The 24998-nt window shown below is 70.3% G+C and carries 24 protein-coding genes and 1 pseudogene; 13 read left to right on the forward strand and 12 right to left on the reverse strand.

The window, feature by feature from the left end:
* Nucleotides 1-156: 156 nt before the first annotated feature.
* The 7 genes from ACGFIS_RS28945 to ACGFIS_RS28975 form a co-directional block, all read right to left on the reverse strand.
* Nucleotides 157-438, reverse strand: a complete 282-nt coding sequence (locus ACGFIS_RS28945) for a hypothetical protein (protein ID WP_392906276.1) — start codon at nucleotides 436-438, stop codon at nucleotides 157-159.
* Nucleotides 439-707: 269 nt separating this feature from the next.
* Nucleotides 708-965, reverse strand: coding sequence for a hypothetical protein (locus ACGFIS_RS28950; RefSeq protein ID WP_392906277.1), 258 nt, complete (start codon nucleotides 963-965; stop codon nucleotides 708-710).
* Nucleotides 962-1261 (reverse strand): DUF6247 family protein, encoded by a 300-nt coding sequence (locus ACGFIS_RS28955; RefSeq protein WP_392906279.1) that lies wholly within the window; start codon nucleotides 1259-1261, stop codon nucleotides 962-964. Before ACGFIS_RS28955 ends, ACGFIS_RS28950 begins: the two co-directional genes overlap by 4 nt.
* A gap of 381 nt (nucleotides 1262-1642) precedes the next feature.
* Complete coding sequence (locus tag ACGFIS_RS28960) at nucleotides 1643-3997, reverse strand: NACHT domain-containing protein (protein WP_392973189.1); 2355 nt, start codon at nucleotides 3995-3997, stop codon at nucleotides 1643-1645.
* Between the two features lie 214 nt (nucleotides 3998-4211).
* Nucleotides 4212-4415 (reverse strand): hypothetical protein, encoded by a 204-nt coding sequence (locus ACGFIS_RS28965; protein ID WP_392906284.1) that lies wholly within the window; start codon nucleotides 4413-4415, stop codon nucleotides 4212-4214.
* 181 nt (nucleotides 4416-4596) lie between these two features.
* On the reverse strand, nucleotides 4597-5766 hold the full coding sequence (locus tag ACGFIS_RS28970) for an alpha/beta hydrolase (protein WP_392906286.1): 1170 nt from the start codon (nucleotides 5764-5766) through the stop codon (nucleotides 4597-4599).
* Between the two features lie 41 nt (nucleotides 5767-5807).
* Nucleotides 5808-6098 carry a DUF6069 family protein gene (locus ACGFIS_RS28975; RefSeq protein WP_392906288.1) on the reverse strand — a complete coding sequence of 97 codons (291 nt, stop codon included), beginning with the start codon at nucleotides 6096-6098 and terminating at the stop codon, nucleotides 5808-5810.
* Nucleotides 6099-6173: 75 nt separating this feature from the next.
* On the opposite strand from ACGFIS_RS28975, the gene ACGFIS_RS28980 reads away from it, so the two are divergent.
* The 3 genes from ACGFIS_RS28980 (at nucleotide 6174) to ACGFIS_RS28990 (ending at nucleotide 9647) form a co-directional block, all read left to right on the forward strand.
* A complete protein-coding gene (locus ACGFIS_RS28980) occupies nucleotides 6174-6779 on the forward strand; it encodes a TetR/AcrR family transcriptional regulator (RefSeq protein WP_392973191.1) in 606 nt (201 codons plus the stop codon).
* A gap of 529 nt (nucleotides 6780-7308) precedes the next feature.
* Nucleotides 7309-8397 carry a TOMM precursor leader peptide-binding protein gene (locus tag ACGFIS_RS28985; protein WP_392906291.1) on the forward strand — a complete coding sequence of 363 codons (1089 nt, stop codon included), beginning with the start codon at nucleotides 7309-7311 and terminating at the stop codon, nucleotides 8395-8397.
* Nucleotides 8394-9647: a hypothetical protein gene (locus ACGFIS_RS28990; RefSeq protein ID WP_392906292.1), complete on the forward strand. Its 1254-nt coding sequence runs from the start codon at nucleotides 8394-8396 to the stop codon at nucleotides 9645-9647. Before ACGFIS_RS28985 ends, ACGFIS_RS28990 begins: the two co-directional genes overlap by 4 nt.
* Before the next feature lie 225 nt (nucleotides 9648-9872).
* Here the strand turns inward: ACGFIS_RS28990 and ACGFIS_RS28995 are convergent, their stop codons facing one another.
* A complete protein-coding gene (locus tag ACGFIS_RS28995; RefSeq protein ID WP_392906293.1) occupies nucleotides 9873-10334 on the reverse strand; it encodes a hypothetical protein in 462 nt (153 codons plus the stop codon).
* 518 nt (nucleotides 10335-10852) lie between these two features.
* Here ACGFIS_RS28995 and ACGFIS_RS29000 point away from each other — a divergent pair.
* Complete coding sequence (locus ACGFIS_RS29000) at nucleotides 10853-12124, forward strand: hypothetical protein (RefSeq protein ID WP_392906295.1); 1272 nt, start codon at nucleotides 10853-10855, stop codon at nucleotides 12122-12124.
* Nucleotides 12079-12420: a hypothetical protein gene (locus ACGFIS_RS29005; protein ID WP_392906296.1), complete on the forward strand. Its 342-nt coding sequence runs from the start codon at nucleotides 12079-12081 to the stop codon at nucleotides 12418-12420. The genes ACGFIS_RS29000 and ACGFIS_RS29005 overlap by 46 nt, the downstream gene beginning before the upstream one ends.
* Before the next feature lie 97 nt (nucleotides 12421-12517).
* Here the strand turns inward: ACGFIS_RS29005 and ACGFIS_RS29010 are convergent, their stop codons facing one another.
* Together ACGFIS_RS29010 and ACGFIS_RS29015 are read right to left on the reverse strand one after the other, a co-directional pair.
* Nucleotides 12518-13876 (reverse strand): TrkH family potassium uptake protein, encoded by a 1359-nt coding sequence (locus ACGFIS_RS29010; RefSeq protein ID WP_392906298.1) that lies wholly within the window; start codon nucleotides 13874-13876, stop codon nucleotides 12518-12520.
* A gap of 227 nt (nucleotides 13877-14103) precedes the next feature.
* Nucleotides 14104-14568 carry a GbsR/MarR family transcriptional regulator gene (locus ACGFIS_RS29015; protein ID WP_392906300.1) on the reverse strand — a complete coding sequence of 155 codons (465 nt, stop codon included), beginning with the start codon at nucleotides 14566-14568 and terminating at the stop codon, nucleotides 14104-14106.
* A gap of 86 nt (nucleotides 14569-14654) precedes the next feature.
* On the opposite strand from ACGFIS_RS29015, the gene ACGFIS_RS29020 reads away from it, so the two are divergent.
* The 6 genes and pseudogenes from ACGFIS_RS29020 to ACGFIS_RS29045 all read left to right on the forward strand — a co-directional run bounded on the left by ACGFIS_RS29020 (nucleotide 14655) and on the right by ACGFIS_RS29045 (nucleotide 19003).
* Nucleotides 14655-15575: an ABC transporter ATP-binding protein gene (locus ACGFIS_RS29020; protein ID WP_392906302.1), complete on the forward strand. Its 921-nt coding sequence runs from the start codon at nucleotides 14655-14657 to the stop codon at nucleotides 15573-15575.
* 39 nt (nucleotides 15576-15614) lie between these two features.
* The gene (locus tag ACGFIS_RS29025; protein WP_392906303.1) at nucleotides 15615-16457 is read left to right on the forward strand and encodes an ABC transporter permease subunit; all 843 of its coding nucleotides are present in this window, start codon (nucleotides 15615-15617) and stop codon (nucleotides 16455-16457) included.
* A gap of 157 nt (nucleotides 16458-16614) precedes the next feature.
* Nucleotides 16615-16857: pseudogene (locus tag ACGFIS_RS29030) on the forward strand (winged helix-turn-helix transcriptional regulator); the annotation flags it as partial.
* Nucleotides 16858-16918: 61 nt separating this feature from the next.
* Complete coding sequence (locus tag ACGFIS_RS29035; RefSeq protein WP_392906523.1) at nucleotides 16919-17245, forward strand: hypothetical protein; 327 nt, start codon at nucleotides 16919-16921, stop codon at nucleotides 17243-17245.
* Nucleotides 17246-17289: 44 nt separating this feature from the next.
* Entirely contained in the window at nucleotides 17290-18144 is an 855-nt protein-coding gene (locus ACGFIS_RS29040) for a YwqG family protein (RefSeq protein WP_392906305.1), read from the forward strand.
* Nucleotides 18145-18304: 160 nt separating this feature from the next.
* Entirely contained in the window at nucleotides 18305-19003 is a 699-nt protein-coding gene (locus ACGFIS_RS29045; RefSeq protein ID WP_392906307.1) for a TetR family transcriptional regulator, read from the forward strand.
* Nucleotides 19004-19037: 34 nt separating this feature from the next.
* On the opposite strand, the gene ACGFIS_RS29050 is transcribed toward ACGFIS_RS29045, so the two are convergent.
* Nucleotides 19038-20999, reverse strand: a complete 1962-nt coding sequence (locus ACGFIS_RS29050) for a pyruvate dehydrogenase complex E1 component subunit beta (RefSeq protein WP_392973193.1) — start codon at nucleotides 20997-20999, stop codon at nucleotides 19038-19040.
* 26 nt (nucleotides 21000-21025) lie between these two features.
* Nucleotides 21026-22555 (reverse strand): long-chain fatty acid--CoA ligase, encoded by a 1530-nt coding sequence (locus ACGFIS_RS29055; RefSeq protein ID WP_392973195.1) that lies wholly within the window; start codon nucleotides 22553-22555, stop codon nucleotides 21026-21028.
* 232 nt (nucleotides 22556-22787) lie between these two features.
* Here ACGFIS_RS29055 and ACGFIS_RS29060 point away from each other — a divergent pair, with 232 nt between their 5' ends.
* Nucleotides 22788-23843, forward strand: a complete 1056-nt coding sequence (locus ACGFIS_RS29060; protein ID WP_392973197.1) for an alcohol dehydrogenase catalytic domain-containing protein — start codon at nucleotides 22788-22790, stop codon at nucleotides 23841-23843.
* Nucleotides 23844-23848: 5 nt separating this feature from the next.
* Entirely contained in the window at nucleotides 23849-24997 is a 1149-nt protein-coding gene (locus tag ACGFIS_RS29065) for an acyl-CoA dehydrogenase family protein (protein ID WP_392906312.1), read from the forward strand.
* The last annotated feature ends 1 nt before the right edge of the window (nucleotide 24998 follow it).

Raw genomic sequence — 24998 nt, forward strand, 5'->3', positions numbered from 1 at the left:
CGCTCAGGCCGCTGCGCGGCCCCGCGCCAGGCCGCCCGGAGCGTGCGGCGTGGGCGCCGGTCACCGGACGGCCGCGCCGGGCCGCGCATCGCGACGCATCCGCTGGCCCAGGCCCGACCGCTCACCGCGGGGTCGCGCCGCCGCCCTGCCACCACTTCACACAGCGGACAGAGTCAGCTCTCCCTCGCTCGGTTCCTCGACGCGCACGTCGATCGTCGCATCCTCGTCTTCGTCGAACCGCAGGGTGCAGTAGGGCGACAGCGCCACAAAGAACATCCAGCCTTCCCGCTCTTCGCCGGTCAGCGGAGGAACGAAGGTCGCCGAGACGCGCCATCCAGAATCGTCGCTGACAATGACGACGCGCACGTTCACGGAGCATAGGCACGTGTTCCGGTTCGCCCACCACTCCAGCCGGGCCGTACCTTCATACGTGTCCATGGTGTGAGTATGGCGAAGACCGAGGCCCGTGGGGACCGCCCTCGGGCGGGATACTCGTGGTGGCGGAATGTTGCCGCTTGGGCTGGAAGAGTGCGGGGCTCCCCCCGACCCGATGTGTTGATGATGTCGGCGGACGGAACCCGTCAAGGGCGCCCTACGGGCGTCACGCTGTGATGGCTTCGCCACCCTTGACAGAACCCGTCCGCCGCTAGGTACAGGTCTCGTCGGGCCGGGGGGAGGAAGGTGGGGGAAGAACAGCGGCTACGCCGCTACCCCATCCACAGGATGTCGATGATGCGCAGCGTCTCAGCCTCGTCGTCGATCAGCAGCGTGAGCATGCCCTCACTGTTGGCGCCGAAGAAGGCGTGGCGGATGGCTGTCTGACCTGGCCGTTCAGGTACCGCGTCCCACGGTGTTTCCAATAGGTCGAGGAGTCGCTCAAGTAGTGGGCCGTCGCGGACTTCGTCAGGGAGCCCATTCAGCTCGTACAGCGCGCGTCCGTGGAAGCCGTCCCAGCGGTACGTCACACCCGGCCTTCCCAGCCCGGCGGCGTGTAGCGCACGAAGGTGTCTTCCCTGCCCTGCAGGGCGTCCTGCACCGCCTCGTCGTATCCGGGACGGTCGTAGGCGATGGCCCGCAGGCGCCACTGCCGAAGGAGAGTTTGGACCTGCTTGAAGCGCGCCAGGTCGTGAGCGGCGTCGAGCGCCTCGTCATACTCGGCCCGGAACTGGTCACGATGCGCCTGCGGGAGCGCATCGAAGATCGCAGCCGGATCCTCGCCGGGATCGCGCGGCGCAGTCGGTTCCTCGGGCTGGGCGGTCATGGTGTCCAATCTACCTGTGGGCCGCACGCCGCGCCGGGCCTCCCGCGGAGCAAGCAGCGGCCTCCGAGCATGATCCGGAGTATGTACGGAATGATCTTGTGTGGAGCGCCGTCCCGCCGGAGAGTATGCGCAGGTGAACGAGGGTGCGGAGCCGCAGTGGAGCTTCGGACTTCTAATCCGACGGTCGCGGGTTCGAATCCTGCCGGGCGCGCAACCCACTGACGAACTGAGGGCCCCCGAACGTGACCTTGGCCGCCAGGTAGCAGAGCACCTTGCTGGACGGCCGACTGCGCTACCGGTGCGGCGGGGGTGGCGGGGCGTCCGGGCCTTCCGGTGGGGTCGTCCTGCGGTCTTTGGCGTGGGCGGTGTTGGTGTTGCCGGTCAGGTGGGGCGGTTGTGGCGTCGGCCGGTGTTGTGTGGGGGTGGGTGGGTCGCGGCGAGGTGGTCGTGGAGTTCGGCGTGGCGGAACTGGTAGTAGGGGCCGGCGGTGCGTAGCAGGCCGAGGCGGTGGCAGTCGTCCAGGAAGGGCATCAGCCGACGTGGCAGGTGACCGGCCCGTGCCACCTTCCAGGTGGCGAGCAGGAAGGCCCACCAGGCTCGGTGTTTCCCGAACGCGAGCCCGACCGTGAGTCCGCCCGAAAGCCCCGCCGCGAGCCCGAAGGGGAGCCCAAACACGAGCCCCAAAACGGGCCCGTCCGAGAGCCCGACCACGAGTGTGAACGCCAGACCGAACGCAAGAGTGATGGTGCTGACGCGGAGCAGGTTAAGACTCCGGTCGGTGCGCCAGCTGCTCATCGGTGTTGTGGCGTGGTGGGTCTGCGCTGGTGTCGCTGCCCAAGCCACGAGCCCCAGCGCAAGCGTGAGCGGGAGTCCGAACACGAGCCCTGCATACACGACCACCTCCCTGAGCCCGTCCGCGAGCCCGCTCGAGTTCCCGTACGCGAGCCCCTCCACGAGCCCACTCGCGAGCCCGACCGCGAGCCCGAACGCGAGCCCGACCGCGAGTCCGAGCGGGAGCCTGGCCGCGAGGGCGCGCGCGAGGGCGGCCGAGCGTCGGCGGATGTGCAGGTCGGCGTATCCGGGTGCATCTTGCGCCCATGACCGTGCCGTGAGCCCGAACGTGAGCCCGAACGCGAGCCCGTAACTGAGTACGGCCGTGAGCCCGGCTGTGAGCCCGACCGTGAGCCTGTTCGAGAGCCCCCCCGTGGTCATGAGCCCGAACGTGAGCCCGACCGCGAGTCCGGTGGTGAGGGTGGTGGTGAGGGTGAGCCGAAGTCGTGTGGTGGGGGCGAAGGTGTGGGTGGTGGCGGCCAGTCGCCACCAGGCGAGGTCGCGGGTGCCCTGGCTGCCGTGACCGCCGGTGGCGGGTTGGGTGGTGAGGTGGTGGGCCAGGTATCCCAGCCAGTGGCGGACCTGGGCGGGGTCGTGGGAGCGTCGGGGGCGGAAGGGGTCGGCGGGATTGTCGCTGGGGGGGCGGGTGGTGATCAGGGCGGGGATGAGCTGGTCGAGCAGGTGGGCTTGGAGCGCGGTGGGGGTGGGGAAGCGGGCGGGGTCGGTCAGTGGGGTGGGGTCGGCGGCGGGTGCGGTGTAGACGGTGCGGACCAGCCACAGTCCCAGCGGGGTGGCGGTGAGGTCGGCCAGCGCCGCCGCCGGCCGGTGCGCCGCCTCCTGGCCGGGTGGGGTCTGGTCGGCGGGGGGTGTGGCGCGCAGCGCGGTAAGGGTCTGCTGCCAGGCCGGTCCGGGGGAGGGCGGCAGGCAGCGGGTGAGGTAGTCGGCGGCGGCCGCAGGCGTGAGCGGGAGGGATTCAAGGACGGCGGCGGAGGTGATCACGTCCCCGGCGGTGGTGACCGCGGCGGTGAACTCAGTGGTGCGGCTGGTGAGGATGAGCTGGTCGTCCCCGCCCAAGGATCGGTTCAGCGCGGTGATCACCGCCTTCTGGGCGGGTGGGGGCAGCTCGTCCAGCCCGTCCAGGACCGGCAGGATGTGCCCGCGACCGGCCAGGGCCCGTGCCACCTCGGCGCCCAGCTCCGGTGAGCGCAGCGCCGGATAGTCGCCGGTGAGCCGGTCGGCGATCCACTCCTGCAGGCGAGGGTGGCGCCGCGTGTCCCAGCCGGCCACCGGCAGCAGCACCGGGACCGGCTCATCGCCGGTGCGGGTGGCCAGCAGGTGCAACAGCAGCTGCACCGCCAGAGTGGTTTTTCCGGCCCCCGGTCCGCCCAGGATCACCAGCCGGCGCCGCCGGGTGCGGCGGAACCGGTCGGCCAGCGTGCCGATATCGGCACTGGATGCTGCCCACCACAACCGCGCCGGCCCACCGGCCGCTCCGGCGGACGGGTCGATGTTGACGGCATGGTCCATCAATTCGGCCGCGTCCGGGGTCCGCCACCGTACCGGGATCGGGTCGGGGGCGTCCAGCGACCGCAGCCGCGCCTCGTTCTTCCACTGCTGGTCCACCAGCTCGGCCAGTAACTCCTTGGCCTGCGCCAGGACGTCCGCGGCCCGTGCGGCGGCGCCGAGTCGGCGGGTGCGGTGCCGAGCCCACCGCACCGTGCCGACCAGGGCCACCGCAGCGGCGAGCAGAAGCCCCCCGGTCAACTGCGCAAGGTCCGCCGCCTCCGGCACTCCGCCCTTGCCCTTGTCGAACACCGGTTCGAAGGTCACCCCGGTCAGCACCAGCACCCCCGCCACCGCCGCCAGCACCGCCAACCACGTCCACCAGCCCTTGCCCCGACCCATGATGGCCATCTTGACGCCGACGCCCCGCACCGCGCTGGTAAAGGTTCACACACACCCCATCCCGGCTCACCCGAACCCTCACCCGACGCGCAGCCGAAACGAGGGGCGCGGCCACCGGGTAGCAGCGCTCGGGCGGCGGACTTCGGCGGCTGGCACTTCTTCGGCTGGGTCAACACCTGACCGCGGGCCGCCGTCCGCTCCGGCGGATGCCCGGTTAGCTGTCGGCCAGCCGCCGGAGCAGGTCTTGGTCTTCCCCGACGACCCTGGCGACGGTTTCGCCGACAGCCGCTGCTCGAGCCGCCACCCCGCTCTCCAGGAGCTGGACGATGAGTTGCTCAACCGTGACGCCAGCGCTCAGCGCCAGCTTGACGAGTTCCGCGTCCAACTCCGGCGGCAGTTCAACGGTGCGGATAGCCATCTGTCGACGCTACTTGAAGGCGTCCCGCGTTCCGCCAGCTTCGACTATCAGCCCCACAACGTCGAGAAGGCCCGACATCAAAGGAACACCATGATCAGACAGAAGCCCGTGCACCGGCATCGCGACGAGGCGAGGCGCCCGCCACTGCGCCGTCCCCCGCCGACGAGGGCACGGACAGCCTCTAAGGCTGGGGGGCCTTGTTCTGCGATCTGACCTGGACGGTGAATGCCTCGATGGCGTCGATGAGCGCCTCGAAGCGGAAGGAGTGGTACAGGTCGAAGGCGTGGTTGCCGCCGCGCAGTTCGGCGTAGACGACGGGGGCGTTCGAGACCTGGCGTAGCTGGTCGGTGAAGTTCCGCGCGTCGGTCACGGGCACCATCGGGTCGAGGTCGCCGTGTGCTACGAAGAACGGCGGGGCGTCCGGTCCGATGTGGTCGAGGGGCGAGGACCCGGGCTCCCCGTTGAAATAGGGGCCGTACCAGCCGTTCAGGTAGACGGCTCCGGTCACGGAGGTGTCGGCGTCTTCGAAGCCCGGCTGGAGGGCGGGGTCGTTGGGGGTGAGCGCGGCCAGCGCCGCCATGTGCCCGCCCGCCGAACTGCCCGCGACGAACAGCGTGGAGGGGTCGGCGCCGTACTCGCGGCCGTGCTCGCGCACCCAGGCGATGATCTTTTTGAGATCGATCAGGTGGTCGGGGTGCTGGACTTGGGGCCGTAGCCGGTAGTTGGCGCTGACGCACACCCAGCCCTGGCTCGCGAGGTGGTAGAGCAGGGGAAGCGACTGGCTGTTCTTGTGGCCGCTGTCGTAGTGGCCGCCGTGCAGGTGGATCATGACGGGCGCGCCTTGCGGGCGTGAGCGGTGGTGGTAGAGGTCGAGCAGGTTGCGGCGGCCGGCGTCGCCGTAGGCGAGGTCGGCCACGCGCCGCACATCCGGCCGGCGCTTGAGGATGGGCAGGAACAGGATGCGGGCCAGCGGCGGTCGGCGCCGCAGCCCTTCGGCGAGGTCGGCGTCGAGGGCGGCACGCCATCCGGCGCCCAGTCCTTGGTCCAAGGCGCGGGCGATCCGCGCGCGGTCGCCGAGCGCGCGATGGGCGATGACCACGAGCCCGGGCGTAGTCACGGCGGCCAGGGCGACGATCGCCCAGCCGCCCGCCGAGTCGATGTCGCCTTGGGCGAACGCCAGCGCCGTCGGGAGCAGCAGCATCCAGAAGAAGGCCGCGAACGGCAGTTCGTTCGCGGCCAGGCCGAAGTAGTAGCTCGGGCGGCCGAGCGGCCGCTCGAACGGCACCGGCCGCAGCGCGAAAAGCGTGCCGAGCGCGACAAGCGCCACAGGGATCAGATAGCCGACGGGCATGAAAAACCTCCAAGTTCGCGGCCCAGAGGGCGGCAAGTGGTTCAGCTGGCGCGACGGGTCGTCATGGCCAGGGCAGGGATGACCACGGCCCCTACCGCCAGGTGCAGCAGGACCAGGCCGAGCCAGTTGGCTGTGCTCACCCCGTGTCCGGTGAACGGGCCGCTCAGCGAGAGCAGCAGGCAGGCGGTCGCGACGGCCGTCCAGATCCGGCCGGGCCGTGCGGAGCCGCTGGCGGGCTGCTTCAGGCCGGGGCCCACGCCCTTGGCGGCCGCCCAGACCGCGACGACCGCGCCGCCCGCCGTGATCAGCCGACGGGAGGCGAGATCCGACATCACGATGCTCCTAACTTCACATGTTGCGCACTCCATAAAATACTCACCATGTGAAGTTTTGGCTAGACTGTCGACATGGCCGCCATCGAGACCCCACGGAACGCACGCAGCCGCCGAACCTCCCAAGCACTGCTCAAGGCCGCCCGGGAGCTGATCGAGCAGCAGGGCCCGGCGGCGGCCACGATGGCGGCGGTGGCCGAACGCGCCGGAGTCTCCCGACGGGCCATCTACCTGCATTTCTCCTCACGCAGCGACCTCCTGGCAGCGCTGGTCGACTACCTCAACGAGGTCGAGGACCATGACGCCGCCTTCCGGCCCCTTTGGGAGGCGGCAGACGGGATCGCGGCGCTGGACGCGCGCGCCCAGATGGCGGCCGACTTCCTTCCGCGCATCATGCCGACCGCCCGCGCCATCCAGCAGGCGACCCGCCACGACCCGGACGCCGTCCAGCACTGGGAGGTGGCCACCGCGTCCCGCTACGGCGGGTGCCGGCGAGCCATCGAGTTGCTGGCGGACGAGGGCCGGCTGGCCCCGCAGTGGACGATCGGGACGGGGGCGGACATGCTCCTCGCGCTCAGCTCGTTCGACGTGATCGACCTGCTCCTCAACGAGCGGCAGTGGACCCGCCAGCAACTCGCCGACCACCTGTCGGCGCTCTACCAGCGGGTCTTCGTGGCCTGAACTCCCCACAAGGCCAGGGCTAATGCGTTCTCAGGTGCTGAATTTGAAAATGCCTTCCGGCATGGGCTGAATCGTGACTTCGCAATCCCGATCCTCCCAAGCCAGAGGCACTTTTCTCATTTCAACGGCCAGGCGTTCAACCTCTCCACGATCACCTCTGGCAGCAGCCACCGCCGGGAGGTCAACTCCCCGCGCGGCACGGGGGCGCATCGGCTCCGGCCGGGTCGGCGGCGCCGTACCCGACGAAAATCTTTCTCGACGCATACCTTCTCAAGAGGTGATCTTCAGCTTATGATCAAGATCATCGCGCGGCAAGGCGCGTTGCACCTCGATCCGCCAGGAGGTCCCATGCAGAAGGTGGAGCAGGCGAAGCAGGTTCCGAAGGTCAAGAAGATCAAGCTGGAGATCAAGCGTCTGGAGAAGATCGAGACGACCGGTCTCCGCGAAGGCGGCTGATCCTCCGCTTAGTGTCCGGCCGGTCAGGTCTCGGCCTGGCCGGCCTTCCCCTGTCGGCAACCAGAAGGCTCGCATGCGGCTTCCTCGAATCAAGCGCGTCCACCAACCCCTGGCCCTGCCCGGCGACCGCATCCTGATCGGCCTGATGCAGCAGGGCGTCGCGGCCGAGATCCAGGACGGTGAGGACGGCGGGATCGCCCGGCTCATCACCCTCATGGACGGCAGCCGCACGGTCGACCAGGTGTGCGCCGCCTTCGCCGAGACCCACCCGGGCGTCGACGAGGACAGTGCCCGCGAGGTGATCCAGGAGCTGATCGAGGGCGGTTTCGTCGAGGACGCGGGCGCGCCGCTGCCCGGCAACCTGGACGAACGCGAGGCCGTCCGCTACGAGCCCGCCCGCAACTTCTTCGCGTGGATCGACACGGCACAGCGCAGTTCGCCGTACGCGATCCAGTCGAAGATCAAGGACGCGAAGGTCTGTCTGCTCGGCCTCGGCGGCACGGGTTCGGCGGTGTCGGCCGGGCTGGTGGCCAGCGGGATCGGCGCTCTGCACGTCGCCGACTTCGACGTGGTGGAGGAGTCCAACCTCACCCGGCAACTCCTTTACACCGAGCAGGACATCGGCCTGCCCAAGGTCGACCGCGCGGTGGAGCGGCTCCGCGCCATGAACGGCCTGGTGAAGGTGACCGGTGACACCGTCAAGGCGGACGGTCCCGACGGGATCGCCGCGCTGATGGAGGATTGCGACCTGTTCGTCCTGTGCGCCGACGAGCCGCACCCCGACATCATGTTCTGGACGAACGAGGCGGCGCTGCGGACCGGCACCCCCTGGTTCGTCAGCTTCTACACCGGGCCGATGGCCGTGGTGGGCGGGCTGGTACCGCGCGAGACCGGATGCTGGGCGTGCCTGCGCCGCCAGGAGGACCAGCGCGAGTTCAAGGCCCACGGACGTTCCCTCACCGAGGAACGCCCGAACGCGGTGATCGCGGCGAGCGCCAACGTCAGCGGGCACCTGTGCGCGCTGGAGGTGCTGTACCACCTCGCGGGGCTGCCCACCCAGGCACGCGGCCGGGTCTTCCACTGGAACTACGCGATGTGGGATCACTCGTACTTCATCGACATCCCGCACGATCACGACTGCCCCACCTGCGGAACGCCGTGACCACGGTCGAGTTCCACCCGCTTGTGGTCCGTCCGGACGACGACGACCCCGACGCGGTCGTCGTCGGACGCCTGCGGATCGGGGAGTTCGCGGAGCTCCCCGCCGTGTACGGGGACGCGATCATCCTGATGCGCGAGGGCCTGACGGTCGACGCGGCCGAGGCGCGCATCGCCGCCGAACACCAGGTCGAGGTCGACCTCGCCGAACTCGTCGAGGCCCTCACCGACCTCGGGTTCGTGCGGTCCATCGACGGGGACCCGCTCCCCGACCCGGCCGAGGACGCCCCGCCCAGCCACTTCACCCGGCTCACCGAGCGCAACGTGGCGTGGCTGTTCGGCCTGCCGGCGAAGGTCGTCTGGGCGGCGGCGGTCGGCGCGGCGCTGGTCACGCTCGCCCTGCGGCCCGCTCTGCTGCCGACCTACTCCGACTTCTTCTGGACGGACTACGTCGGGCTCGCCGTCCTGGTCAACACGGTGATGATGTCGGTGTCGATCAGCGTGCACGAGATGACGCACCTGATGGCGGCACGCTCGCTGGGCGCGCCGGGACGCATCGGTTTCGGCACCCGCCTCCACAACCTGGTGGCGCAGACCGACGTCACTGGGGTGTGGGGGGTGCCGCGCCGGAAACGGTACCGGGTCTACCTCGCCGGGCTCGCCTGGGACGTGTTCCTGATGGCGACGCTGGTGCTGCTGGTCGCCCACACCGGCGTGCCGTCGTCGGCGAAGGCGATCCTGCAGGCGCTGGTCGTCACCGTCCTGATGACGATCCCGTTCCAACTCCAGGTCTACATGCGCACCGACCTGTACTTCGTGCTGCGTGAACTGCTGCGCACCCGCAACCTCTTCGAGGACGGGCTCGCCTACGCCAAGTACCTGCTCTCCAGGTCGACCGCCGCGGTGCTGCGACGCCAGAGCGCCGCCCATGACCCGACGACCGGCCTGTCACCCCGTGAACGCCTGGCCACCCGCGTCTACTCGGTCTTCCTTGTGTTCGGAGCCACCGTCACCCTCACCTCGTTCGCACTGTTCGGCGGACCCATCGTGATCGCGGCCTTCGTCCGCGCGGCCACGGGCGTCGCCGACGGCCTCACCGGTGGCTCCGCGCTCCGCGCCGTCGACTCGGCACTGCTGATCCTCATCGAGGGCGGCATCCAGGCCCTCTTCCTGATCGTCTTCTTCCGCACCCACCGCCACTGGTTCCGCCGTCGCGGCGGGCGCGTCGCCGACCCGGCCCGTCAAGCTCGGTGACGTCCCGAGGGCGAACGGTGGGCGATCATCGCCAGCATGGCGACGGGCCTCCCCCCGCCGACCCAAACATCCTGCCCTAGCCGGCATCGACGTCCCCGGCATTGGTATCGCGGGTCTTCGCCGTTGCGGGGGCCGTCCTCGCGGCGGTTGCCGCGACGCTGTTCAGCCGTCTTTATCCGTGACCGGCGCCCGGGGAGACAAGGAGAACCGCCCCCGTCCGGACAGTCAGCGGATCGGCTGGTCCCAGAGGATCTCCACCTTCTTGAGGTCGTCGCGATCGGCCAGGCAGGCGTAACCGGACCGGTTCGCACCGATGTCACCGGCGAGTAGCGGCGACACTGCGGCGATACTGTCGGTCTCGAAAGGGGCCTTTCCGGGAACCTGCACCCGCACACGGACGCGGTAAAAGCGGGTGTCGTTGATCTGGGCGCGCTCACCGCGCACGCCGAGGATCTCGGCGGTGCAGTTGACCGCGTGGGCGCGGGCCACCCGGCTGCCAGTTATCTCATGATTCACCGAGACGACCAAGGAGATCCCCCACCCGAATCCCGCAGCGGCAACCAAGAAGATCAAACCACCGATTGCCACCTTGGGCTCGCGCTCGCGCAGCCCTCCAACCAGGCCCAACAACCCGAGAGGGACCAGCACCAGCACGGGGATGCTCAAAACAACAATAATGAGGACCACGAGATCATTTTACCTAGATTTTAACTCGCGCTTGGTGGCGCCAACGGCCGGATCGCGCTTGGGTCTGGCCTGGACATGGCCCGCGAATGGTGGCACACACCTGCCTTCGCCATCGAGCGCACGGACGAACTCCGCGCCCTCGTCCTCGGCCTCGCCGGCCGGCCGGCCGATGGGGCCCGCCGTTCGCCCACCGGCTGATCCGGCGGCGGGACGGCTCAATCGGGACCGTTGCGATCTCGCGCTCGAAGGGCTGAAGGACCTCGTCCGTGCGGATCAGCATGGCTTCTGGGAAGAGCTCTGCCGAGGACGCGCAGCCGGCGTCAAGCTCGCCCGAGGCAATCTGTCGGGCTTCTTCGGCGACGGATCGGCGCCAGTGTTCAAGTGCAGCGAATGGCCATGTGGCGGACCGTAGCGAGCCTCCCCGTCATTCCGGTCTGTGATGTCACGCTGATCCATTCGGCGCCCAGGGTGTACGTTTCGTCCATGATCTATCGAAGGGACGTCCAGGCCGCGCTCGCATGAGCGGCCCGGGACAGTGGGAGTTCGGCGGCCCCGTCGGGGACGGGCTCCCCTACTACGAACACGCTCAGCGGCTGCGGCGGATGCACGGCTCCGGTCCACTGCCCCAAGGCGGCCGTCCGATGCCGGACGCGCCGGCGGACGGGGATGAAGCGCCCCATCGGCGCGATCTGACCCGTGCCGACATCGCGGAACTCGTCCGGACGCTGGACCGGGCGGTCACTCACTGGCCGCCGGACCGTGAACTGCTGTCGGTGCTCGACGACCGGATCCGGCCCCTGGACGTCAGTGGCAGCCGCGACAAGCTGGCCGCCGGGATCCGGGAACTCGATCATGTGCCCGCGGACCGCCTTCGCCTGCTGGGGCGATGGCTGGCCGGGACCGGTACCCATGTCAGCGCGGTCGACCTCGGTCTGATCCTGCTGGGCCTGGCCGGGCACGACGACGACCGCGACCTCATCCTCACCCTCGCCTCGCTGAGCCACCCCAGAGGCGCGGCCGACGCCCTGGCCACCTCACAGTCGCGCCCGCACGAAGCGCTGCTGGAAATGGCCCACCAGACCAGCGACTGGGGACGGGTGGACGCGATCAATGGCCTGCGTGGAGCACAGGTGGAGCAGCGCGACAAGGACTGGCTGATCCGCGACGCCTGCGACGGCGGCTTTCTGGACGTCTACTTCGCCGAGGTCGTCGCCGAGACCGGGGACCTGGCCGGAACGCTCGCCGCCGACACCGTCGACGACGATCTCCTGCGCGGCGCCGAACTGGTGCTGTACGCGCTGTGTGAACTCGAATGGCCTTCGCTCGGCATCCTCGGATACCCCGACGCCGAGGCCGCCGTGCAGCACTTTGCCCGGCATGTCGCCGCACGGCCACCGACACTGAACCGGCTGGGGCAGCTGGTGCCGGTGTACGCGTTCTTGTGCAGCCCTTTCGCCAGGGACGCCCACTGGAGCACCGAAGGACTGTCTCGCGTACGTGACCTCTACCGGGACCTTCTGTCGTCACCGGCGGCCCAGGCGATCGTGACCACGAGCCTGGCAGCGGCCGATCCGGGAGAATTCGTCAGGGCGGCCTGGGTCGCCGGGCACGCCGGTCTACCCGTACGGGATCACCTGCTGCGCCGGCTGGAGTCCGATCCCCTGAACCGTCATGTCTGTGCTGGCTCCTGGACGGCGGCCCCGGCGCGCGGGTCGGCGCCACGAACACCGCCGAAGGCATCGACGTGGCGCTCGCCGCCGCCGGACGGCTGCTGCCGCTGCGGCGGTTGATGACCGGGCCGCCGGAGCCCGCCGGGGACGCGGATCCCTACGAAGAGATCCTCGACCTTGTCCTCAGCCGGCTGCGCACCTATCCCGGCCACGGTTGGGAGATTATCCACACCGCCTTGCGGAGCCATGCGCACGGCTACCGCAGCCTGGCCGTACTCACCCTCCAGCGCTGGTCCCCAAAGCAGTTCCCACCGGAGGCCGTCGACGTGCTGGAGAGCGTCCGCGCGGCCGAGCCCTGCACCGAACTCCGCGAGAAGCTCGCCGCGCTCATCGGCCGGGTCCGCACCGGCGGATAGTCCAGTCTCGCCCGTCCCGGCCGGGGAACTGCAGATCGTGGAGGAGAAGCGAGGCTTAGACCACGCCCGTGGAACGAACTCGACCCCAACCGGAAGGTCAACCCACGATGGGGCGTTCCTCGGGGAGTTCGTAGCTGAGGGTGCGCTCGCGCAGGGCCAGGGCGGTGCCGAGGGTGAGGGGGCCGATACGGCCGATGAACATCAGCGCGATCAGCACCAGGTGGCCGGCGGCGGGCAGGTCGGCGGTGATGCCGGTGGACAGGCCCACGGTGGCGAACGCCGAGACCGCCTCGAACAGCACCCGGTCCAGCGGATGGTCGGTCATGGCCAGCAGGGTGAGGGTGGCGGTGGTGACCACGCCGAGGCTGAGCAGCACGATCGCGATGGTCTGGCGCTGGGTGGAGTCGGGCAGCCGGCGGTGGCCGATGTTGACGCGGGGTTCGCCACGCATTTCGGACCACAGCACGAAGGCCAGCAGGCCGAAGGTGGTGACCTTGATGCCGCCGGCGGTGCCGGCGCTGCCACCGCCGATGAACATCAGGACGTCGGTGGCCAGCCAGCTTTCGGGACGCATCGCGGCGATGTCGAGGTTGTTGAACCCTGCGGTGCGCGGCATCACCGCGGCGGTGAACCCGGCCAGCACCCGCGACTGCCCGGGCAGGGCGCCGAGAGTGGCGGGGTTGGTCCATTCGGCCGCGGTCAGTACCAGGGTGCCGCCGACCAGCAGCACCGCCGAGGTGCCGACGGTGATTCGGGTGAGGATCGACCAGGTGCGCGGGTAACGCCAGCCGCGGGCCAGCTCGAACACCACGGGGAACCCGAGCCCGCCGATGATGACCGCGGCGCAGATGGTCAGGCTGATCCACGGGTCGTCGGCGAACCGGACCAGGCTGTCCGGCCAGAGCGCGAACCCGGCATTGTTGAACGCCGACACCGAATGGAAGACGCCCAGGTAGGCGGCGCGGCCGAACGGCACGCCGTACCCCAGAGCGAACCGCCCGCACAGCACCGCGGCCGCGATCGTCTCGCAGGCCAGAGTGAACAGCACCACCTGCCTGATCACCCGGCGGAGGTCGGTCATCCGCAGGGTTTTGGTCTCGGCCTGCGCGGCGAGCCGCGCACGCAGCCCGAGCCGGCGCGACAGGACGATCGCGAACAGGGTGGCCAGCGTCATCAGCCCGAGCCCGCCGATCTGGATCAGGCACAGGATGACGACCTCGCCGAACGTCGTCCAGTGGCCCGCGGTGTCGACGGTGACCAGTCCGGTCACGCACACCGCCGATGTGGCGGTGAACAGCGCGTCCAGTGGCCGGGCCGAACCGGGCTCGTGCGTGGCCGCGGGGAGCCACAGCAGCAGCGTCCCGATCGCGATCGTGGCCGCGAACCCGGTGACCACGATCTGGGCCGGGTGCTGGAAGCGTTCCAGCAGCACCGTCCCCCACGGCCGCACGCGCATTGGCTGAGTCCTGCGCCGAAACAGGGTCGCCCTCCCGAGGTCGATCCGCATTAGAGCACATCGCGCCCGGGGCGCAGCGGAACGGGGCGGGTTCGGTCCCACTCGACCCATGACCGGCGTCCCCGGCTCCGGTGGACGCCTACCCGCGACCGCGGCGTCCCCGTGCTTAGGCGGCACGTGTTCAGGTGCCCCAGTGGTCGGGCGACCCCGTGTTCAGGCGCCCGTGGTCAGGTACCGGAGCGGCGGTCGCGTCCGGTCCGCCAGCGCTCGATCAGGGCGGGCATTTCGCGGAACATGAAGCCGTAGAAGTCGCGCATCTCGTCCAGCCGCCGGGCGGCGGGGCTGTCGGGCCCGGCGGCCTCGATGCCCCGGTCGGCGGACTCGAACATCGCCTGCACCAGGCCGTTCTGGGCCGACATCAACGTGGCCCAGGCGCCCTCGCGCACCCGGTAGTGCTCGCGGCGGCTGCCCGGCGCGGGGGCCCGCTCGATCAGCCCGACGGTGGACAGCATCTTGATCGCCCCCGACACGCTGCCAGAGCTGATCCCCAGCCGCTCGGCCAGATCCGGGGCGGTGACACTGTCCTCGTCGGCGAACATGAACGCCGCCAGCACCCGCGCGGTCGCCTTCTGCAGCCCGCCCTGGGCCAGCACCAGCGCCAGATGCTCGGCAGCCTCGGTAGTGTCCGCCAAGGTCCCCCTCCTGAAAATCGCCTGACGAGATCTTAACAGCTCAGAGTCTTCAAAAATCTTTGAAGACTCTGATAGCGTCTCCCGGCATGAGCGTCGCAGCGATCGACATCGACCACCTCACCAAGACCTACGGCACCCGCCGCGGCCTGGCCGACCTGTCCCTGCAGGTGCGGGCAGGCGAGGTGTTCGGCTACCTGGGCCCCAACGGGGCGGGCAAGTCCACCACCATCCGGATGATGCTCGACCTGATCCGCCCCACCTCCGGAACCGCCCGCGTCCTCGGACTGGACCCCCGCGGCGACGCGGTGCGGCTGCACCGCCGCATCGGCTACCTGGCCGGCGACTTCGTCGTCGACGGCCGGCAGAAGGCCGGTGAGTGCCTGACGTTCCTGGCGGGCCTGCGCGGGGGCGTCCCGGCGCACCGGATCGCCGCACTGGCCGACCGGCTGGAACTGGACCTGGACGCGCGGATCAAGACCCTGTCCAAGGGGAACCGGCAGAAGGTCGGCCTGGTGCAGGCGTTCATGCACCAGCCCGAACTGCTGATTCTGGACGAGCCCACCTCCGGCCTGGACCCCCTGATCCGGCAGATGTTCCTGGACATGGTCGCCGAGGCCCGGACCAACGGCCAAACGGTGTTCATGTCCAGCCACATCATGAGCGAGGTCGAAGCGGTCGCCGACCGCGTCGCCATCATCCGCGAAGGCCGCCTGGTCGCCATGGACACCGTCGCCGACCTGCGCGCCCGCTCCTTCCTCCAGGTGCGGATCACTTTCGCCGCCCCCGTGCCGGTGGAGGAGTTCGCCGGCCTGCCCGGCGTCACCGACCTGGCCGCCGACGGCGCCACCCTGACCTGCCGGGTCGAGGGCAGCCCCGATCCCCTGATCAAGGCCGCCGCCCGGCACACCGTCACCGGCCTGCACGCCGACACCCAGGACCTGGAAGAGCTCTTCCACAGCTACTACACCGGCCAGACCGACGAGCCCGGCAGGGGCGCCGCCGCCTGACCCCTCCCCCCACCCGACACGATCACGAACGGCGGCACCATGACCACCACCGGCCCCGCGGCCACCACCACGATCCCCGGAGCGTCCGGACCCGCCCGCGCCTTCAGCGGCTCGATGTTCACCAGGACCCTGTACGACAACCGGCGCATCTTCACCGTCTGGGCCGTCGCCACCGGCCTCCTGGCGATGATGTACGGCAGCTTCTACCCCCAGATCACCGCCGACTCCCTGGCCGGCGTGCCCGAAGCGATGCGGGGCTTCGGCTTCGACGACGCCACTGACGCGGCCGGCTACCTCCAAGGCGCGGTGTTCGGACTACTGGTCCCGCTGCTGGCCACCTTCTACGGCGCCGCCACCGGCGCCCGCATGATCTCCGCCGACGAGGAATCCGGCTACCTCGACCTGCTCCTGGCCCACCCCATCGGCCGCACCCGCCTGCTGCTGCACCGCTTCGCCGCCCTGGCCGCCGGCGCCCTGGCGATCGCGGTGACCGTCCTGGCCGCCATGCTCGCCATCCGCTCGACCGCCGAACTCGACACCATCAGCCTCGCCGGCTTCACCGCACAGGCGGTCAACCTGGCCCTGCTGACGATCCTGTTCGGCGCGCTGGCCACCGGCCTTGGCGCCGCGACCGGCAAGAGCCGTCCCACCGTCTTCGGCATCACCGCCGGTCTCGGCGTCGCCGCCTACGCCCTGAACGGCTTCGCCCCCCAGATAGGCGCCGACCGGCTCCGCCACCTGACCCCGTACCACTACTACATCGGCGGCGAGCCCCTCAAGAACGGCCTCCACCTCGGCGACGCAACCGTCCTGGCCGCAGCCGCGATCATCCTGATCGCCGCAGGCGCCTGGCGGCTCGCCCGCCGCGACCTGGGCCGCTGAGCAGCACCGGACGTGCGCGTCTCCACGCTTCAGGGGATTGACGATGGAGAACTGCCACGGAAGGCGCATGATTGAGGCATGCGGCACTTGGTGAGAGCAGATCCTCGGCGTGAGCCATTCGCTCCGCGACGTCGGAGGACGCGGGGATCGGCGCTGTATGAGTGACCACGATGTGTTCCTCGCCGACTGCCCCGCCCGCACCACGCTGGACCTGGTGGCCGACACCTGGTCGGTCGTCGTGGTGTTCGGGCTGGGAGGTGGTCCGCACCGCCATGGCGAACTGCGGGAACGAATCGGCGGGATCAGCAAGAAGATGCTGACCCAGACACTGCGCAAGCTGGAGCGCAACAACATCGTGGAGCGGCGGGTCCTGGCCACCGCACCCGCGGGTGTGGAGTATCGGCTGACTCAACCCCGTCGAGATCGAGGGATTCACTCTGGTCGCAGAACCCGGCCGGTCGATGGCGCAGGACATCGAGCGGGCGACCGGCGGACACGTGGTCAAGGCGTTCAACCTCTGCCACGCGCGCGTCTGGCAGATGGAGCCGCCGCTGTTCGACGATCGCCGTCTGGTCGTTCCCTACTGCGGTGACCACCCGGCGGCTCTGGATGCGACGCGCCAACTGATCGCCGACATCGGTGGTGAACCACTGCCGATCGGTGACCTGCGGCAAAGTCTCCACCTCGAAGCGATGGCCGCGATCGTGATCTCATTGCTGTTCGGCGGACGCGACCCTCTCACGGTCTTCAACCTCGTCGACCACGCCATCGTCCCCACGGACGCGTAGCCGAGGGCCGTGGCCGGGTTCTGGACGCTGTGTCGTTTTCGTCCGTGGCCTCTGGCAGCATGCCCGTCATGCTCGCGATGTCGCGATTCGCCGAACTCGTCCGTGCCGGGCTCCCCGAGGATCTCGCCGAGCGTTGGATCCATCTTGCCGAGCCCGACGGGTATCGCCTGTTCGCGGCGGGCGCGGGGGACGAGACCGTCGGCGCGCTCGGTGGCGAGCCGCTGTTGCCGGGTTCCGTCGAATGGCCGCACTGGGAAGGGCACGGCCCGCTCTCGTTCGTCGCCTCGCTGGACTGTGCCGGGCTGCCCGGTGTCGGGCTCCCCAAGGACGGGAAGCTGCTCTTCTTCTATTTCGACCCGCAGGCCCATAACTTCAGCTCATACGTGAACACGGACGATCCGGAGACCTGTGCAGGCGCGCGGGTCCTGTACGTTCCGGACGGTACAGAGGGTGAACCGCGCCGCACACCGGAGCCGCTGTCCCCGTACCGGCACGTGCCGTTGCGTCAAGTGACGGGGATGGACCCGGTCCGCCTCATGGACTCGGAGGTGTGGAAGCCGCTGGGGCTGACGCCGGACGACCTCGACGGCGTCAAGCACTTCGAGTACGTGCTCTTCGACGAGGACCAGGGCGAGGCCGGTCATCAGGTGGGCGGAAGACCTCAGCACATCCAGCATCCGGTCGCCCTGGAGATCGCCGGGAGCGTCGTCGGGAACCTGGACGACGACGAGCGGTTGTGGGACGAGGCGCGCCGGTGGATGCTGCTGGCGCAGATCGCGGGTGACGAGGGCGCGGGCATGGAGTGGGGCGACGGCGGGCGGCTCTACTGGATGATCATGTGCGAGGACCTTGAGGCGCGGCGCTTCGACCGGGTCCGGCTGGTCTGGCAGAGCCACTAGGACACCCAGGGTGATCACGCGGTCCGGTCATCGCGGACGCGGTCGGTCCGGGCGGCCGGCCGTCATTCCGGCAATGAGCGGCAACGGGTATTATCGTGTTCTCTTGAGAAACGAGACTGCGAATCATCTCGTCACCGCCTAGCGAGAAACTGGGAACGCGATGCCCCGCCCTCCAGGCCATGGCCCGGGATATGAGATCAAACGCCAGGAGATCATTGACCGGGCGGCCGAACTGTTCGCCCGGAAGGGGTACGCGGCGACGGGGATCAATGAGATCGGCGGCGCGGCCGGCCTGACCAAGGGCGCGCTTTACTACTACATCGGGTCGAAGGAGAACCTGCTGGTCGAGATCCAGTCCAGGGTGATGCGGCCGCTGCTGCGGACGGCACGCCGGGTCGCCCGCCTGGAGGTGGACGCCGTGCTGCGGCTCAGGCTGCTGTCGGAGGCGCTGCTGTCCATCATCCTGCGCCGGCTCGACCATATCTGGGTTTACGAGCACGACTACCGGATGCTAGGCGGCGATAACCGGACCCGGCTGCTGCGGCAGCGCGGCGAGTTCGAGGGGATAATCAGCAATCTGCTGGCCGAGGCCATGGATTCCGGAGAATTCCGGGAGATGAATCCCCGGCTGGCGATGCTGCAGTTTCTCAATATGCACAACCACACCTACCAGTGGGTCAGGCCCGAGGGCAGGTGGGACGCGGGATATCTGTCGCGCGAGTACTGCGCGACGCTGTTCACCGGTTTCCGGGCGGTGCACGGCCCGGCGGACGACCTGGAGGAGCGGGTGCTGAAATTCCGCGAACAGCACCCGGAACTCGTTCTGGACCCACTGGAGGCGGAGGAGGCCGGCCCGTGACGGGCAGGCCCGCGACGGGGCGGGGCATGGCGGGTCAGACCGCCGCGACCCGGCGCAGGGTCGTCGCGATGGTGTCGGCGTCCGGCAGCCAGAGCCGTTCGAGCGACGGGGCGTAGGGGGCGGGCATCGGCGGCGGCGCGACCCGGACGACCGGTGCGTCCAGGTGCCAGAAGCCCTCGTTGGCCGCCATCGCCACGAGTTCCGCGCCGACACCGAAGTCCCGGACGGCCTCGTGGGCGATCACGAGGCGGTTCGTCTTGGCGAGCGAGGCCAGCACCGTCTCCCGGTCGAGGGGCGTGATCGTGCGCAGGTCGATGACCTCGACGTCGATGCCCTCGGCGGCGACGGCGTCGGCCGCGGCGAGGCAGTCGTGCACCATCCGCGAGTACGAGACGAGGGTGAGGTTCTTGCCCTCCCGGACCACTTTCGCCTTCCCGATGGGGACGAGGTGTTCGGCGGGCGGGCGCGGCCCCTTGCTCCCGTACTGCAGCCGGTTCTCCACGAAGACGACGGGGTTCGGGTCGCGGACGGCGGCGCGGAGCAGTCCGTAGGTGTCGGCCGGCGTCGACGGCATGACGACCGTGAGACCCGGCACGTGCGCGAGGAGGGCCTCCAGGCTCTGCGAGTGCTGGCTGCCGGAGGAGCGTCCGGCGCCGAACTGGGTGCGGACGACGAGCGGCAGGCTCGCCCGGCCGCCGGTCATGAACCGCAGTTTGGCGGCCTGGTTGAGCAACTGGTCGAAGCAGACGCCGATGAAGTCCATGTACATGATCTCCACGATCGGCCGCATGCCGGCCATCGCGGCCCCGACCGCGGTCCCGACGATCGCGGTCTCCGAGATCGGCATGTCCCGGACGCGGCCGGGGAAGCGCTCGGCCAGCCCGCGTGTCAGCCCGAAGACGTTGCCGCCCGCGCCCACGTCGATGCCCGCGACGAACACGTCGGGGTCGGCCGCCAGTTCGTGTTCGAGGGCGGACTTGACCGCGTCCATCATGCGGAAGTCCGCACCGGCCGGCTCGGGTGGCTCGGGCAGGCTCGGGCGGGGCGCCGAGACATGGTCGAAGAGGCTGGACGGGGCGGGAGCGGGGGCGGCACGGGCGGCTTCGACCGCCGCCTCGATCTCGGCCTCCACCTCGGCCTCGACGGCGTCGATCGCGGCGCCCTCCGCACCGGCCGCGGTGAGCCGCCGGCGGGACACCAGCAGCGGGTCGCGCTTCTTCCAGTCCTCCAGCTCCGACGGTGACCGGTACCGCTCGGGGTCGCCTTCGTAGTGGCCGTGCCAGCGGTAGGTCTCCGCCTCCACCAGGACGGGCCCCGACCCGCTGCGCAGCCGCTCCACCACCGACGCCACGACGTCGGTCACGGCCGCGACGTCGTTGCCGTCCACGTGCTCGTAGCCGATGCCGTAGCCGGCGGCGCGGGCCGACAGCGGCGCCCGGTGCTGGTCGGCGGCGCTGGAGAACTCGGCGTAGTGGTTGTTCTCGCACATGAACACCACCGGCAGGTCCTGGACGGCGGCGAGGTTCACCGCCTCGTGGAACATGCCCTGCGCGACGGCGCCGTCCCCGAAGAAGGCGACGACGACGCCTCCGGTGCGGCGCATGGACGCGGCCGTGGCGGCGCCGACCGCGATCGGCAGCCCGGCGCCGACGATGCCGTTGGCGCCGAAGATGCCGTGCCGGGGGTCGGCGATGTGCATCGAGCCGCCGCGGCCGTGGCAGGCGCCGGTCTCCCGGCCCATGAGCTCGGCGAACATCGACTCCGTGTCCAGGCCCCGCGCCAGGCAGTGGCCGTGGCCCCGGTGCGTGGAGGTGATGACGTCGCGCTCGTCGAGGGGGGCGCACGCGCCCACGGCGCTCGCCTCCTGCCCGATCGACAGGTGGACGAACCCGGGCACCTCCGACCGCCGGTACAGCTCGGCGGCGCGCTCCTCGAAGCGCCTGATCCGCCGCATCCTGCGGTGCAGTTCGAGAAGGTCGGGGCGGGAGCCGGTCATGGCGTCCTTCCGCGGGTCGGTGACGGTCACGGGGCGGCCGTGGCGGGGCGGTCGCGGAGCAGCCGCTTGAGCACCTTGCCGGACGGCGTGCGGGGCAGTTCGCCGATGAGCTCGACCCGGGCGGGGACTTTGAACCGGGCCAGCCGGGCACGGCAGAAGTCCTGGATCTCCTCCGCCGTCACCGTCTCGCCCGGCCGGGGAACGACGAACGCCCGCGGCACCTCGCCCCAGCGCTCGTGGGGCAGGCCGACCACGGCGGCCTCCAGTACGGCCGGGTGCTCGTAGAGGACACGCTCGACCTCGGGGGTGGCGATGTTCTCCCCACCCGAGACGATCATGTCCTTCTTGCGGTCCTCGACGTAGAGGAAGCCGTCCTCGTCGAGCCGCCCGACGTCGCCGGTGTGGAACCAGCCGCCGCGGAAGGCCCGCTCGGTGGCGGCCTCGTCCCGCCAGTACCCGGCGCACACTTTGGGGCCGCGCAGGACGATCTCGCCGAGGGTTCCGGCGGGCACGTCCCGGTCGTCCTCGCCGACCACGCGCACCCGGACATGCGGGATCGGACGGCCGACGGAGCCGAGCTTGGCGAGGGTGTGCTCCCGGTCCAGGAACGTGTCGCCGGACACGGTCTCGGTGAGGCCGTAGGCGTCGGCGAACCAGGCGTTCGGGAATCCCTCCAGGATGCGGCGGACCAGCGGTTCGGGCATCTTCTCCCCGCCGCCCACGATGAACCGCACGGACGAGGTGTCCCGGCGGCCGAGTTCCGCCGACCCGAGCACCGCGTTCATCATGGCGGGGGCGAGCCAGACGTTCGTGATCCGCTCGCGCTCGATCGCGCGCAGCACCTCGTCCGCGTCGAACTTCCGCTGGACGACGAGGCTTCCGCCGGCGTGCCAGGTCGCGAGCGCGGGAAGGTCGAGCGCGCCGACGTGGTACAGCGGGCCGCAGACGAGCGTGATGTCGGCGTGCGTGAGGCCGAGGTGGATGATCTGCCCGAGGTTCTTGTAGATCACGTTGCCATTGGTGATCTTGACGCCCTTGGGCCGTGAGGTCGTCCCCGAGGTGTACATGAGCCGCTGCAGTTCTCCCTCGCCCGTGTCGACCGGCGGGACGCCGCGGCCGAGGTTCGCCTCGACGAGGTCGGGCAGGCGGGTCCAGGACGGGCCGGCGGCCCCGTCGAGGGTGATGCGGTGGCGCAGTTCGGGAAGCGCGAGGTTCTCGGCGGCCGCGCCGAACTCGCTCTCGGTGATGAGCGCGCGGGCGCCCGCGTGGCCGAGGATGTACTCCCATTCCGCGGGGGCGAGCCGGTAGTTGAGCGGCAGGAACACCGCGCCGATCCGGTTGGCCGCGAAGACCGCCTCCAGGAACTCGGCGTGGTTGTAGAGCAGCAGCCCGATCACGTCGCCGCGGCCGATGCCGAGGTCGAGCAGACCGTGCGCGAGCGCGTCGACGCGCGCCTGGAGGTCCCGGTTGGTGAGCCGCCGGTCGCCGTGCACGACGACGGTCTTGCCGGGCCGCCGCTGGGCGTGCTGGTCGAGAACACTCGCGAGGCTGTACATCGCCGGGCCTCTCCTCCGGAATCGTCCGATCGGCCGGCCCGTTAATCAGTCCGACCGGTATATAAAACCGCGTGAACGGCACCCTAAACGGCACGGACGACCTTGACAAGCCCTCGGACGGACTCCGCGGAGTGTCGCGGAGGGAGTCTCGATCTCCGCCCTGGCCTTGACAGTTGATCGACCGCGGGGATTTCATTGACCGATCGGTACATGAAACTATCTGTGAGGTGCCATGAGAGCCCTGCGCTGGCATGGACCACGCGACCTGCGCCTGGAGGACGTTCCGGAGCCTGAGCCGCCAGGGCCCGGTGAGGCGCTGATCGAGGTGGCCTACTGCGGTGTCTGCGGCACCGACGTGCACGAGTACGCCTCCGGTCCGCACATGATCCGTCCCGGCCCGCATCCGCTGACCGGGCACCGCCCGCCGCTCGCGCTCGGCCACGAGATGAGCGGGACGGTGCTGGCCCTCGGCGGTCCCGCCCCCGGCGTCGAGGTCGGCGACCGGGTGGCCGTGGACCCCTGCTGGCGGTGCGGCGAGTGCCGCTGGTGCCGCCGCGGCGAGTACCACATCTGCCCCAAGGGCGGGTCGGTCGGCCTGGCCTCCCCCGGCGGTTTCGCCGAGCGGGTCACCGTCCCCGCCGCCGGGCTCGTCCGGCTGCCGGACGGCGTCCCTGACGACCTCGCCGCGCTGGCCGAGCCGCTGGCGGTGGGCCTGCACGCGGTGCGGCGCGGCGGCGTCGGCCCCGGCGACCACGTGCTGGTGCTCGGCGCCGGCCCGATCGGCGTCGCCGTGGTGCTGGCGGCGAAGACCGCCGGCGCGGCCGGCGTCTACGTCAGCGAGCCGGAGCCCGCGCGCCGGGAGCGGATCGCCGGCCTCGTGACCGAGGCGTACGACCCGGACGCCTCCGACGTGCGCCGCGAGGTCTACCTGCGGACCGGCAAGGTCGGCCCCGACGTGGTCGTGGAGGCCACCGGCCTCCCCGGCCTCGCCGCGGCGGCGGTGTCGTCGGCCCGCCGCGGCGGCCGGATCGTCCTGGCGGGCATCGGCGACCGCCCGGCACAGCTCGACCTGACCGCTCTGACGTTCTACGAGCGCACCCTGGCCGGAAGCCTCGGCTACAACTTCGACGTCGGCCGGGTCGTCGACCTGATGTCCGGCGGCGTCCTCGACCCCGCACTCATGATCACCGGCCGTTTCCCGCTGTCCGAGGGCCCCGGGCTGTTCGCCGATCTGGCCGCCGGCCGCGGTGGCCACCTCAAGGCGCTCCTGTCCCCGAAGGCACCGTGACCCCCATGAACTTCGACCTGCCCCCCGAGATCGTCGACCTGCAGCGCACGGTCCGCGACTTCGCCGCCAAGGAGATCGCGCCGCACGCGCAGCGCTGGTCCGAGGACGAGCACTTCCCGTCCCCGGTGTTCCGCCGGCTCGCCGACCTCGGGCTGATGGGGATGCTCGTCCCCGAGGAGTACGGCGGCACCGGCGCCGGAATGGTGGCCTACGTCGCCGTCATGGAGGAGCTCGGCGCCGCCGACCAGTCGGTCGCCGCCGCGTGGAACGCCCACTCCACCATCGCGAGCCTGCCGCTCGCCGTTTTCGGCACGCCTGAGCAGAAGGAGCGCTGGCTGCGCCCGCTGGCGTCCGGCGAGCGGCTCGGCGCGTTCGGGCTGACCGAGCCGTCCGCCGGTTCCGACGCGGCGGGCATCGCCACCCGCGCCGAAAGGTCCGCCGGCGGCTGGGTCCTCAACGGCACGAAGATGTTCATCAGCAACGCCGGCACCGACATCAGCCTCGGCGTGACGGTGCTCGCCGTGACGGGGACGGGTGAGAACGGCCGCCGGCGCTACGCGACGTTCTTCGTCCCGGAGGGCACCGGCGGCTACACCAAGGGCAACCGGTTGAAGAAGCTCGGCTGGCACGCCCTGGACACCCGCGAGCTGGTCTTCACCGACTGCTTCGTCCCGGACGACCACCTCATCGGCGAGGAGGGCAACGGGCTCCGGCAGTTCCTGGCCGTCCTGGACAAGGGCCGCATCAGCGTCGCCGCGCTCGGCCTGTCGCTCACCGCGGCGGCGCTGAAGCTCGGCGTCCAGCACGCCAGGACCCGCCACCAGTTCGGCCGCCCGCTGGTCGACTTCCAGGCCGTCGCGCACAAGCTCGCCGACATCGCCACCGAGTACGAGGCGGCGCGCGGCCTGATCTACAAGGCGGCCTGGCTCGCCGACCAGGGCCGCCCGCACGCCACCGAGGCGGCGATGGCCAAACTGTACGCGTCGGAGGTGGCGAACCGCGCGGCCTCGCAGAGCCTGCAGGTGCACGGCGGGTACGGCTACATCCGGGAGTCCGACATCTCCCGCTTCTACGCCGACGCCAAGATCCTGGAGATCGGCGAAGGAACCAATGAGGTGCAGCGGAATGTCATCGCCCGCGCCCTCACCCAATAGG

Origin of the sequence: Spirillospora sp. NPDC048824 (assembly GCF_043198455.1) — a bacterium.
In the GTDB taxonomy this organism is placed as follows: domain Bacteria; phylum Actinomycetota; class Actinomycetes; order Streptosporangiales; family Streptosporangiaceae; genus Spirillospora.